This window comes from Bacillus marasmi, assembly GCF_902168435.1.
Lineage (GTDB): Bacteria > Bacillota > Bacilli > Bacillales > Cytobacillaceae > Bacillus_BU > Bacillus_BU marasmi.
On the sequence record NZ_LR656164.1, the window covers coordinates 305,351 to 318,563 of the forward strand.

General features: G+C 39.9%; 11 protein-coding genes and 1 pseudogene. All 12 read left to right on the plus strand.

Annotation, left to right across the window (positions count from 1 at the left end; translation table 11 throughout):
* The first annotated feature begins 39 nt into the window (after window positions 1-39).
* Window positions 40-1,563, plus strand: a complete 1,524-nt coding sequence (locus tag FXW34_RS01505) for an ABC transporter ATP-binding protein (protein ID WP_147532196.1) — start codon at window positions 40-42, stop codon at window positions 1,561-1,563.
* Window positions 1,560-2,636, plus strand: coding sequence for an ABC transporter permease (locus tag FXW34_RS01510; protein ID WP_147532198.1), 1,077 nt, complete (start codon window positions 1,560-1,562; stop codon window positions 2,634-2,636). Before FXW34_RS01505 ends, FXW34_RS01510 begins: the two co-directional genes overlap by 4 nt.
* Window position 2,637: 1 nt before the next feature.
* Window positions 2,638-3,591 (plus strand): ABC transporter permease, encoded by a 954-nt coding sequence (locus FXW34_RS01515; protein ID WP_147532199.1) that lies wholly within the window; start codon window positions 2,638-2,640, stop codon window positions 3,589-3,591.
* Window positions 3,592-3,786: 195 nt separating this feature from the next.
* Window positions 3,787-5,067 carry an EF-P 5-aminopentanol modification-associated protein YfmF gene (yfmF, locus tag FXW34_RS01520; RefSeq protein WP_147532201.1) on the plus strand — a complete coding sequence of 427 codons (1,281 nt, stop codon included), beginning with the start codon at window positions 3,787-3,789 and terminating at the stop codon, window positions 5,065-5,067.
* Window positions 5,067-6,353 carry an EF-P 5-aminopentanol modification-associated protein YfmH gene (yfmH, locus tag FXW34_RS01525; RefSeq protein WP_147532335.1) on the plus strand — a complete coding sequence of 429 codons (1,287 nt, stop codon included), beginning with the start codon at window positions 5,067-5,069 and terminating at the stop codon, window positions 6,351-6,353. The genes yfmF and yfmH overlap by 1 nt, the downstream gene beginning before the upstream one ends.
* A gap of 68 nt (window positions 6,354-6,421) precedes the next feature.
* The gene (gene ymfI, locus FXW34_RS01530) at window positions 6,422-7,144 is read left to right on the plus strand and encodes an elongation factor P 5-aminopentanone reductase (RefSeq protein WP_147532203.1); all 723 of its coding nucleotides are present in this window, start codon (window positions 6,422-6,424) and stop codon (window positions 7,142-7,144) included.
* Between the two features lie 91 nt (window positions 7,145-7,235).
* The gene (locus FXW34_RS01535; RefSeq protein ID WP_147532205.1) at window positions 7,236-7,493 is read left to right on the plus strand and encodes a DUF3243 domain-containing protein; all 258 of its coding nucleotides are present in this window, start codon (window positions 7,236-7,238) and stop codon (window positions 7,491-7,493) included.
* Between the two features lie 183 nt (window positions 7,494-7,676).
* On the plus strand, window positions 7,677-8,462 hold the full coding sequence (locus FXW34_RS01540; protein ID WP_147532207.1) for a YmfK family protein: 786 nt from the start codon (window positions 7,677-7,679) through the stop codon (window positions 8,460-8,462).
* An 18-nt stretch (window positions 8,463-8,480) separates the two neighbouring features.
* A complete protein-coding gene (locus FXW34_RS01545; RefSeq protein WP_147532209.1) occupies window positions 8,481-9,413 on the plus strand; it encodes a helix-turn-helix domain-containing protein in 933 nt (310 codons plus the stop codon).
* Between the two features lie 592 nt (window positions 9,414-10,005).
* Window positions 10,006-10,584: a CDP-diacylglycerol--glycerol-3-phosphate 3-phosphatidyltransferase gene (gene pgsA, locus FXW34_RS01550; protein ID WP_147532211.1), complete on the plus strand. Its 579-nt coding sequence runs from the start codon at window positions 10,006-10,008 to the stop codon at window positions 10,582-10,584.
* A 24-nt stretch (window positions 10,585-10,608) separates the two neighbouring features.
* Complete coding sequence (locus FXW34_RS01555; protein ID WP_147532212.1) at window positions 10,609-11,862, plus strand: competence/damage-inducible protein A; 1,254 nt, start codon at window positions 10,609-10,611, stop codon at window positions 11,860-11,862.
* A 629-nt stretch (window positions 11,863-12,491) separates the two neighbouring features.
* Window positions 12,492-12,749, plus strand: a pseudogene (locus tag FXW34_RS01560) (recombinase RecA); the annotation flags it as partial.
* Window positions 12,750-13,213 lie beyond the last annotated feature (464 nt).

Genomic DNA, 13,213 nt, shown 5'->3' on the forward strand with positions numbered 1-13,213 from the left:
ATTCCTGTTGTTAATCTAGATAAAAAGGTGAGTGCTACCATGGAATATGTTGTAGAAATGCTGAATATTCGGAAGGAATTTCCGGGTATTGTTGCAAATGATAATATTACCTTGACGCTCCGAAAAGGGGAAATTCATGCCCTATTAGGTGAAAATGGTGCAGGTAAATCAACGTTAATGGGTGTATTGTTCGGAATGTATCAGCCTGAAAAGGGCCAGGTGAAAATCAGAGGGAAAGAAGTTAAAATCGCTAATCCAAACGTAGCGAATCGCTTAGGGATTGGAATGGTGCATCAGCATTTTAAGCTTGTTGATAACTTTACTGTAACTGAAAATATTATTTTAGGCAGTGAGCCCCTAAAAGGTATCACGTTAGATATTGATAAAGCAGCTAAGAGAATTGCAGAGCTTTCAAAACATTATGGTCTAAACGTAGACCCTCATGCGAAAATTGAAGATATTTCTGTTGGTATGCAACAACGGGTTGAAATTATGAAAATGCTTTATCGTGAAGCGGAAGTATTGATTTTTGATGAACCAACTGCGGTGTTAACACCTAGCGAGATTGAAGAATTAATGAAAATTATGCGTAACCTTATTAAAGAAGGTAAATCGATTATTATTATTACTCATAAATTAAAGGAAATTAAAGCGGTAGCTGACCGTTGTACGGTCATTAGACGAGGTAAAGGTATTGGAACCGTGAATGTTGCGGAATCGAGTGAAGCGAGCCTTGCAGAAATGATGGTAGGGCGCCATGTTTCATTCAAAGTGGATAAGAAAGAAAGTACACCTGGTGAAGTCGTACTTAAAATAGATTCTGTTTCTGCCAAAAATAATCGTAAAGTAATGGGCCTTAAAAATTTCTCCTTAGAAGTCAAAGCAGGAGAAATTGTAGGAATTGCTGGAGTAGAGGGGAATGGTCAATCAGAATTAGTAGAAACCATTACCGGGCTTCGTAAGATGGAATCAGGAAAAATTTTCTTAAAAGGTGATGATATTTCCAATATTCCAATTTATCAAAGAATCGAAAAGGGGATTGGGCACATCCCTGAAGATCGTCAAAAACGCGGATTAGTATTAGACTATACGCTCGAATCGAATATGGTGCTTGAGGTATATAAAAAACCACCATTTGCGAAATATGGTTTATTAAATGGTGCAGCGATTCGAAACTATGCAAAGAAAATTCTTGATAACTTTGATGTGCGTTCTGGTGAGGGGGCAGCTTCGATTGCTCGAACCCTGTCAGGAGGAAATCAACAAAAGGCCATTATCGGTCGGGAAATTGAGTTAAATCCTAAGCTCCTAATCGCTGTCCAACCAACCCGAGGTTTAGACGTTGGATCTATAGAGTATATTCATAAAAGATTAATTGAGCATCGGGATAAAGGAAATGCAGTTTTGCTTGTTTCCCTAGAACTCGATGAAGTGCTGCAGCTATCCGATCGCATTGCGATTGTAAACAATGGGGAACTTATTGGAGTCGTTAATGCAAAAGAAACCAATGAAAATGAAGTAGGTTTAATGATGGCTGGCGTTAGTAAGGAGAGTAGCGTATGAGAAATTTCATCGTATCATTAATTGCCATTATATTAGGTCTTTTAGCTGGCGGTATTCTAATGCTATTTATCGGAAGCAATCCGATTGAAGGCTATACGTATTTGTTCCAAGGGGCATTAAAAAACGTACCCCGTATTGGTGACACATTAGCAACTGCGACGCCGTTAGTGTTTACAGGATTGTCAGTCGCATTTGCCTTTCGAACAGGTCTATTTAATATCGGTGCATCAGGTCAAATGCTCATCGGAGGACTTTGTGCATCGGCGATTGGCTTAACTTTTGACTTTTCAAGACCCATTTTATTAACTGTAATGATTCTTGCTGGATTTTTAGGTGGTGCTCTATTTGCATTTATTCCTGGCTTATTAAAGGCAAGATTCAATGTTCACGAGGTTGTTTCGACAATCATGATGAACTGGATTGCATATTGGACAGTTTATTATGTTGTTCCAAGTTATTTCAAAGGAGAATTCCTAGAAACAGAATCACGTAAATTACCTGATGAAGCTACATTGAGAACACCATTCTTAACTGATTTGTTCCAAGGATCTTATATTAACATGGGGATCTTTTTGGCAGTCATTGCGGTCATTATTATTGCTTTTATCATTAATAAAACAACTTTAGGATTTGAGTTAAAGGCAGTTGGATTTAACCGCCACGCCGCAGAGTATGCGGGTATGCATGTGAATCGGAATATTATACTATCGATGCTCATCTCAGGAGGACTGGCTGGTCTTGCTGGAGTGGCGTTATATACAGGGAACGCATCGACTATTCAAATTGGAATCCTGCCGACTGCTGGCTATGATGGAATTGCCGTATCATTATTAGGGGCAAACTCTCCAGTAGGCGTATTTTTTGCCGCGATTCTGTTTGGAGTTTTATATTCAGGAACTGGTTTTATGAACGCCATGACGGAAATACCGCCTGAGCTTGCGAATACTATTATCGCGATTATCATTTATTTTGCGGCAACAAGTATTCTGATTGAACGAGTGATTAAAAGATTTTGGAAAACTCGTTCCAGTAAAGAAGTCGTTGTCCCTGATGTAAAGAAGGGAGAATCATAAAATGTGGACAATCATTGAACAAATTTTCCCATATGCGATAGTATTTACAATTCCACTACTCATTACTGCTTTAGGTGGTTTGTTTAGTGAACGAAGTGGGGTTGTTAATATTGGTTTAGAAGGCTTAATGGTCATCGGTGCATTTTCAGGTGCGTTAGCCATTTATTATATGCAACAAACATGGCCTAATGAAACCTGGGTACTTTGGGTGGGCTTACTGGCTGCGACAGCTGCAGGGATATTGTTTTCTTTGCTACATGCATTTGCCAGTATTAACTTAAGTGCAAATCAAATCATTAGTGGTACAGCGATCAACTTAATCGCTTCAGCCTTAACGGTCTTTTTAGCAAGAAATATTACTGGTAGTGGTAACATTCGTTTAACGAGCGGATTTTCGCCAATGGATATCCCACTACTTTCAAAAATACCGATTATCGGAGATTTGTTTTTTACAAAAACCTATCCGACAACCTGGTTCATTTTGGTTGTTCTAGTCGTAAGTACGTTTATCTTGTATAAAACGAAATATGGTTTGCGTTTGCGTTCTTGCGGTGAATTCCCACAAGCGGCAGAAGCAGCTGGCGTAAACGTCCGGGCAATTCGTTATAGTGGTGTCATCATTTCCGGAGCATTTTCTGGCTTAGGTGGAGCATTAATTATTGTTACGTATGCTGGTGAATTCACTGGAACGGTTTCTGGTCTAGGTTTCTTGGCATTAGCGGCATTAATTTTCGGGCAATGGCGTCCTTATGGTGTGCTTGGGGCAACCTTCTTCTTTGGCTTTGCAAGTACAATTGCCAACGTATCACAAGTAATCCCGGAGTTTGCTGTTATCCCACCGATTATTCTTAAGACATTCCCGTATGTGGTAACCCTGTTAGCTTTAGTTGTTTTCTCAAAATCGACACAAGCACCAAAAGCGGCTGGCGAGCCATTTGATTCTGGTAAAAGATAATGAAATAAACCCCTGGCTTAGTTTTAAGCTAGGGGTTTTTGCGTAATACTTGTAAAAAAAAGGCACTGAAAGGTATAGTAGAAATTAACTACTATTGATTCTCGCGAAAATGCTTGAATTATTCCTAATTGGGAAAAATAACACAACATGCAGTTACATAAGATAAGACATATGCATTCCGTCAGGAGGATGAAAATGACTGTAATCAGTGAAGCCATTACAGAAATGAAGGGCTATAACCTTCATATTGTAAAAACAGAAAAATACAAAACAAACACCTTTATTTGGAAAATGAAAGCCCCATTAAATAAAGATGAAGTTACGTTAAGAGCGTTATTACCCTACGTCCTGCAAAGCAACTCAAAAAAATTCCCAACGACAACCGCATTACGTTCCTTCTTGGATGATTTATACGGCGCTTCCCTCTATGTCGATTTATCCAAGAAAGGTGAATATCATATTATAAGCTTCTCTCTAGAGGTGGCAAATGAAAAATTCTTAACGGACCCAACCCCTTTATTAAGAAAAGCGATAGAATTTTTCTCTGAAATTTTGACTAAACCAAATGCATCAGAATCCGCATTTGACGCCACCACGGTCGAAAGCGAGAAAAGGACATTAAAGCAACGGATTCAATCTGTTTATGATGATAAAATGCGCTATTCCAATTTCCGTTTAGTGGAAGAAATGTGTAAGGATGAGCCTTATGCGCTTCATGTTCATGGACAAATGGAGCAGGTGGATAAGATCACGTCTGAAAGCCTATTTCAGTACTTTAAACAAGCATTTGCAGAGGATGAATTGGACTTTTATGTAATCGGTGACGTGGATGAAGCAGAAGTTCAAGCAGTAGCTAATGAACTCTTGCAGTTTACGCCGCGCACACGTATGCAGCAAGAAGTGACCGATACAAAAAAAGTAATCGAGGCAAAAGAAGTAAAAGAGGTGCAGGACGTCAAGCAAGGAAAGCTAAATATCGGCTTTCGCACCCATGTGCAATATGGTGACGCCGATTACTTCGCGCTTCAGTTGTTCAATGGTATTTATGGTGGTTTTTCACACTCTAAGCTATTTATTAATGTCCGCGAAAAAGCAAGCTTAGCTTATTATTGCGCAAGTAGGCTTGAGAGCCATAAAGGGCTGATGATGGTCATGTCCGGTATTGATAATAAAAATTTCGAACAAGCTGTCACCATCATTAAGGAACAAATGCAAGCGATGAAAAATGGAGATTTCAGTGATTCGGAGCTTGAACAGACGAAAGCCGTGATTAAAAATCAATTGTTGGAAACGGTTGATACCTCAAGAGGAATGGTCGAAATTCTTTATCATAATGTAGTTGCAGGTACAAACATAAGCCTGGATGATTGGCTTGAAAAAATGGAACAAACTTCTCGTGAGGAAATTGTTAAGGTTGCTGAAAAAATTGAACTAGATACCATCTACTTTCTTACAGGAACGGAGGCGGGCGAATGATGGAGAAAATTACTTTTGACCAGCTCCAAGAAGAATTATTTTATCAAAAATTGGATAACGGTTTAGATGTTTATATTTTGCCGAAAAAAGGATTTAATAAGACGTTCGCAACTTTTACAACGAAGTATGGATCCATTGACAATCATTTTGTTCCGCTTGATAAATCTGATTATGTAAAGGTTCCAGATGGTATCGCCCATTTTCTTGAGCATAAGCTTTTTGAGAAAGAAGATGGTGATGTGTTCCAACAATTTAGTCGCCAAGGCGCATCCGCAAATGCGTTTACTTCCTTTACAAGAACTGCTTATTTATTTTCAAGTACATCCGATGTTGAAAAGAACTTAGAAACGTTAATTGATTTCGTGCAAGATCCCTATTTTTCTGAGCAGACAGTTGAGAAGGAAAAAGGAATCATTGGACAGGAAATCACGATGTATGATGATAATCCAGATTGGCGCCTTTATTTTGGATTAATTGAAAATATGTACCAAAATCATCCTGTTAAAATTGATATAGCTGGGACGATTGCTTCGATTACTGATATAACGAAGGATATGCTATATGAATGCTACCATACCTTCTATCATCCGAGTAATATGCTGCTATTTGTAGTCGGTCAAGTGAATCCTGATGAAATCATGAAGCAGATTGTCGATAACCAAGCGAAAAAGGAATATAAAGATCAACCTGAAATAAAGCGGCAGTTTGCCAAGGAGCCTCAAAGTGTGGCTGAAGCAAGCAAGATTTTACAAATGAATGTGCAAACTTCGAAGTGTCTAGTTGGTTTAAAGGCTTTAAACACTGAATTACAAGGAGAGAAAATGCTTAAAGCAGAATTAACAGTGAATGTATTGCTCGATTTGTTATTCGGAAAAAGCAGTGAAAACTATCATAAGCTCTATAGTGCCGGTTTAATTGATGATACTTTCTCATTCGATTATACGCTTGAAAAGGGCTTTGGCTTTGCGATGGCTGGAGGCGATACCAATGATCCGGATAAGCTTGCTGCAACGCTAAAACAGATGTTTTTTGAAGTGAAGGATAGTCATACTTTTAGCGAAGAAGCATTAAGTCGTTCGAAAAAGAAAAAAATTGGTGCGTTTTTACGAGCAGTCAACTCTCCTGAATATATCGCTAATCAATTCACCCGTTATGCTTTTAATGAGATGGACTTGTTCGCGGTTGTTCCTACCTTGGAGAAGATTACGCTTGAGGATGTGAAGCAGGCAGCGGCTGAATTAGTCGCCGAGGAGCGCTTCACAGTGTGCAAAGTAATCCCTAAATAAAATGGATGAAAAGCGTCGCTAGTCGACGCTTTTTCCAATCCGAACATAGTTGTTGGAGGAGAAATATAATGAAAAAATTTGTATTGATTACCGGAGCTAGCGGTGGTATTGGTCAGGCAATTGCCTTGAAGTTAGCAAATGAGGGATTTTCCTTGTATTTGCATTATCATACTAATGAAAAAGCAATTGAAAAGCTGTTGTTTCAATTGGAGCCCTTTGGTGGAGAATATATTCCAATTAAAGCCAATTTGGCAGAATCAAATGGAATCGACCATGTTGCAGCTAGTGTTTTTTCAATTGATGGAATTGTGCACAATAGTGGAACGAGCCATTATGGGCTGTTAGTTGACTTGGCTGAAGACGATTTAAATCATTTAATAAATTTGCATTTAAAAGCCCCATTGCTGTTAACAAAGATACTATTACCTAAAATGCTTAATAAAAGAAGTGGAAGTATCATTGTGATTTCCTCGATATGGGGACAAACAGGGTCTGCGTGTGAAGTGGCTTATTCAACCGTTAAAGGTGGTCAAATTTCCTTTGTAAAAGCATTAAGTAAAGAGGTTGCTTTAAACGGTATACGTGTGAACGGGATTGCACCTGGGGCCATTGCGACAGAAATGCTGAGCGATTTTTCAGAAGAAGACCTCAATATGCTCCGAGCTGATATTCCAATTGGAAGCTTAGGTGCACCTGATCATATCGCAGATGGTGTTTCCTTTCTTTTGTCTGAGCAATCGGCATACATAACTGGTCAAATCCTCGCAATTAATGGCGGGTGGTATATGTAATATTTTTCAAAATGAAAAAATATTAATCGTGAATATAATGTCTCCTCTTTAAGCAAAATAATATCGTACTACTTATAAAGGAGGACTAACGATGTCTGTTTTAGATAACTGGTCACAATGGAAGGATTTCTTAGGAGATCGACTTCATCAGGCGCAAAATACTGGAATGAACAAAGAGGTTGTCAATGACCTTGCATACCAAATTGGTGACTACTTAGCTAACCAAGTAGAGCCAAAAAATGATCAGGAAAAGATTCTTGCTGATCTATGGTCTGTTGCTTCAGAAGAGGAGCAGCATGCTATTGCTAATATTATGGTGAAACTTGTGTCAAACGACGGAACACGATGATTGCGCTAAAAAAGAGAGGATTTCCTCTCTTTTTTTATTGTTCAAAATTGTGCTACGATTAGAGTTTAGTTAAATATTGTTTGTTAATTGGTTTTCCCTTTCATCTTCACAGAAAATCATATATTATAGTACCTAGATGATGAAGAGGAAGAATATCTCTCGACTGGATATGGGGGTTAAGTAATGGAAAAAAAAGAATGGTATTTGGAATATGAAATACAAAAAAACCGTCCGGGTCTATTAGGTGATATCTCCTCATTATTAGGTATGTTAAAAATAAATATTGTAACGATAAATGGAATTGATTCAGGACGCCGCGGCTTACTTATTAAAGCTGATGAACATGAAAGAATAAAACGTTTAGAGTCAATTTTGAAAACAATGGATACAATAAAGGTAATCAAGCTTCGTGAACCAAAGCTTATGGATCGATTAGCCGTCCGACATGGGCGCTACATACAAAGAGATGCGGATGATAAAAAAACCTTTCGTTTTATCCGTGATGAACTTGGTGTTTTAGTTGATTTTATGGCAGAATTAATGAAGCAGGAAGGTCATAAAGTAATCGGGATTCGAGGGATGCCCAGAGTCGGAAAAACCGAATCGATTGTTGCCGCTAGTGTTTGTGCAAGTAAAAGATGGCTGTTTGTTTCCTCAACGTTATTGAAGCAAACAATACGAAATCAGTTAATCGAAGATGAATATAGTGAGAACAATGTGTACATAATTGATGGAATTGTTTCTACTCGTCGGGCGAATGAACGGCATTGGCAATTAATACGTGAAATTATGCGCATGCCAACTGTGAAGGTGATTGAACACCCAGACGTTTTTATCCAAAATACGGAATATACGATGGATGATTTTGACTACATAATTGAACTGAGAAATGATCCGAACGAAGAGATTAACTATGAATTGGTTGATAGTAGTCTTGGAGGTTCTGATATTGTCGGTTTTGATTTTTAATATTGGTGGTGTTTTTCAGTGAATGAACTAGGAAATAAACTGAAGCAGGCTCGTGAAGCAAAGGGACTAAGCTTGGATGATCTTCAAACTCTAACAAAAATTCAAAAGCGTTATTTACAGGGAATCGAGGAAGGTAATTATTCAATGATGCCTGGCAAGTTTTATGTGCGGGCGTTCATTAAACAATATTCTGAGGCAGTAGGAATTGACCACGAAGAATTATTTGAGAGCTTTAAAGCTGACATTCCTCCCGCTCATGATGAGGAAATTAATGAAACGATTTCCCGTGTTCAAACAAAAAAGGCGATTCCTGCAGGTAGTTCAAAAATGCTAGACCTACTTCCTAAAATCCTAATTGGTGTGTTTATCATCGGTGCTATTGCGCTTTTCTATATGTTTGCTCAGAAAAGTGCAGGTGATGAAGACAAGCAAGAAATGGCAAATGGTAACCAAGCAGTGACAATCGACGAAGAGTCTGAAGAATTAAAGAAAAATGAAGAAGCAAAAGAAACAGCTGCTAACGATGAAAAGAAAGCAAATGAAGATAAAAAGACTAAAGAAAAATCACAAAAAGATAAAGAAAAAGAGGAAGATAAAAAGCAAGAAGAAGTTGCAACTCAAGCTTTAGCAGTCGTTTCAGCCCAAGGTAGTGAAACAACCTATGAACTGAAAAATACGGACAAGTTTGAATTAATGGTGGCGACAACTGGAGAAACCTGGATTAATATTTTAAATGGCAAAGGCACATCTTTCTTCCAAGGGATGTTAAAAAAGGGAGCAACAGAAAGCCAGACCGTTGATTTCTCAAAGGAAACCGAAGCAATCATAGTGGTTGGACGTTCATCCGATACCGAAATTTATGTGAATGGACAAAAACTTGAATACGCTGTTCCGCCGACTGAGGAAGTGCGACAAGATATTACGATTCGCTATGTGTTAACGAGCCAATAGTCATCACTAGATGACTATTTTCGTTTTATATTTGGGGAGCGTCAACTTGTGGGGGTTACACCCCCCTGGTCAAGCCGCTTTCGCTTTTATTTATCCAGCTACAGGCGCCATCGGCTCGAGGTCATAAGCCAATCCGTCCAAAAGGTCAAAGAGCAACCTTTCGGCCGGCTTGTCTTATGCTTGTGCGCCTTCCGCTTTTATATTTATCCAGCTACAGCGGCTAGGGGCTCGGGGTCACAAGTCAATCCGTCACGAAGGTCAAAGAACGACCTTCATGCCGGCTCGCCTTGTGCCTGTCGCCCCTGGTCAAGCCGCTTTCGCTTTTATTTATCCAGCTACAGCGGCTAGGGGCTCGGGGTCACAAGTCAATCCGTCACGAAGGTCAAAGAACGACCTTCATGCCGGCTCGCCTTGTGCCTGTCGCCCCTGGTCAAGCCGCTTTCGCTTTTATTTATCCAGCTACAGCGGCTAGGGGCTCGGGGTCACAAGTCAATCCGTCACGAAGGTCAAAGAACGACCTTCATGCCGGCTCGCCTTGTGCCTGTCGCCCCTGGTCAAGCCGCTTCCGCTTTTATATTTTGGAGGGAATAAAATGAATTTACCTAATAAGATTACAGTATCACGAATTATGCTTATTCCATTATTTTTAGTTATTATGTTGGTTGATTTTTCATGGGGTGAGATGAGCTTCCTAGGAGCAGATATGCCAGTCACCCATTTTGTAGGCGCACTTATTTTTATCATTGCATCAACAACTGACTGGATTGACGGTCATCTAGCAAGAAAGCATAATTTAGTTACGAACATGGGCAAGTTTTTAGATCCGCTTGCTGACAAATTGCTTGTATCAGCTGCATTAATTGTATTGGTTGAGCTAGGTTTTGCACCGTCTTGGATTGTCATTGTGATTATCAGCCGTGAATTTGCCGTAACAGGACTACGCTTAATCCTCGCAGGAACAGGGGAAGTTGTCGCTGCTAATATGCTGGGGAAAATCAAAACTTGGGCCCAAATCGTGGCTATCTCTGCATTGCTCTTACATAATACGATTTTTGAATTGATTAATCTTCCATTTGATATGATTGCGCTTTGGGTGGCCTTGATCTTTACAATTTGGTCTGGCTGGGATTATTTTTATAAAAATCGTGAAGTACTCGTTAATTCAAAATAACTCAATACGTGAAGGAGGCAGGCTATGAATGCGGAAATCATTGCGGTTGGGACAGAGCTTTTGCTCGGTCAAATCGTCAATAGTAATGCACAGTTTATATCAAAGGAGCTTGCCGATTTAGGAATCAATGTGTATTATCACACCGTGGTCGGTGATAATGTAGGGAGATTGACTTCAGCTTTGGAAATTGCTGACTCTCGCTCAAACCTCATTATTATCACGGGGGGCTTAGGACCAACAAAGGATGATTTAACCAAAGAAACGATCGCAGCTCACTTAGGTAAAAAATTAGTCTATGATTCTGAGGCCTTAAAATCAATAGAGTACTATTTTGAAAAGACCAATCGTCCTATGACGGAAAATAATCGGAAACAGGCCATGGTGCTTGAAGGCTCGCAGGTGCTTCCTAATGACCATGGTATGGCACCGGGAATGGCTGTAACTGCAGATAAACGAATTTATATGCTTTTACCAGGACCTCCAAGTGAAATGCAGCCGATGATGGCGCATTACGGTTATGATTTTCTTTTATCCAAAATGACCGATCGTGAAAATATTGTTTCACGTGTTCTACGTTTTTTCGGAATCGGCGAAGCTGCTTTGGAAACAGAAATTGATGATTTAATTGAACAGCAAACCAATCCGACTATTGCTCCGCTTGCAGCTGACGGGGAAGTCACGTTGCGATTAACCGCGAAGAACGGATCGATTTCTGAGGCTGAGAAGTTACTTGATATAACAGAAGCGCAAATTCGTGCGAGAGTTGGGCAATTTATATATGGATATGATGAAACTTCACTACTTGAAGAAGCAATGAAGCTATTAAAGCAGCAGAATATCACGATTGCTGTAGCTGAATCCTTAACAGGTGGAATGTTTCAGCAGCAAATCACCTCTGTATCAGGTGCAAGCAAGGTGTTAAAGGGTGGAGTTGTTTGTTACACGAATGAAGTGAAATCCAATGTGCTAAATGTTTCCAAGGAAATAATTGAGGTTGATGGGGTTGTTAGTGAAGTGTGTGCCCGCGAACTCGCCCGCAATGTTGCTACCTTAATGGGAGCGAAAATCGGAATCAGCTTTACCGGCGTGGCCGGACCAGACGAGCAGGAGGGCAAACCAGTTGGCACCGTCTTTATTGGACTCCATCAAGAAGGTAAGCCTACTTTGGTTAAGCAATTGTTGCTAGGTGGTAATAGAGATTCGATTCGTAACCGCACCGTTAAATACGGCTTCTACTTATTAATAAAGAGATTATCTGAGACGCAGAGTGCCGAATAGGTGCTCTGTTTTTTTCTGTGCAGTGACCGCGGAGTGCTGGCCTGGGAGATGAGATTTATCGTGCCCGAGGTTTGAGATTTTTTCGGTCAGCGGTAACGATAGAGGGCTTATCGTGCCCGGAGGATGAGATTTTTACATCGTGCTGTAACGATACAAGTCCCCGAAGGATTTATATGAAACTGCTTTAATGAGTTTAAGTGGATTACTGGGGATAAGGGGGATTTATGGAATATCACGTTGAGTCACTAAATTTTCGTTTTTATAGTAAAATTGCATTTTAGCCTTGTTTTACCCCCTCATACTCGGAGTTTCCCTAGGGGAAAAAGTGATTTTTTGTTTAAAATTTGGCTTGATAAAAAGCGAATAAATGTTCGATGTTTTTGTGGACAAACATAAAAAAAGCAGTTATATTATAAATAGGTTTTGAGATGAGACAAGGAAGGGAAAGAGGTGAAACGTACGTCTTAGGGAAAGATTATCACTAGGAAAGTATAGTACAGCACATACATGCTTAACTAATTTTTACATAGTGATACAACTAATGAAACGTACAGAGTAAGCAGCTTTTTCTTCCTTGTAATGATAAAGGAGGAACAATATTGGCTAATGATCGTAAAGCTGCCTTAGAAATGGCGCTAAAGCAAATAGAAAAACAATTTGGTAAAGGCTCTATCATGAAGCTTGGAGAGCAAACCGACCGCAAGATTTCCACTATCTCAAGTGGTTCACTTGCCCTTGACGTAGCACTTGGAGTAGGTGGGTATCCTCGGGGTAGAATAATTGAAATATATGGTCCGGAAAGCTCTGGTAAAACAACTGTAGCCCTTCACGCAATCGCTGAAGTACAAGCTACTGGCGGACAAGCGGCGTTTATTGATGCTGAGCATGGTGCGATTTGTTGCTAAGTTAAATTCAATGGAAACATTGAGCTAAAGCTTAGCCGGACGATAATGACCACTGAGGTTTATACCCTCACCTCAAACCTGTGGTTCCAGTCCGAACTGTATGGCTAATTTGGCAGGTGAAATACCTGCTTAGGATGAATGCGAGCATTCCTACCCTAATACCCCGACATGCTTTGATAAATCCGTGTTTATCATGGTGTGAAGCTCGGAGAGGACGGCGAAACTTGACCTGAGATGGTACAGGAGTAGTCGGGGGGCTAGAAAATTCCTATGCGTAGAGGGTCCTCTGGACTAGAACGAACCAACGGAAGTACGGCTCGAAAGGCGTGGAGATACCAAAATGAAGGTACTCACATCCGAATGGATGACCAGTAGTGGATTTTGTATTCGTGTTTGCAAAATCTGTGTTTAACCAGTAAAGGTTATTCGGGAATTTAAACCTCTCG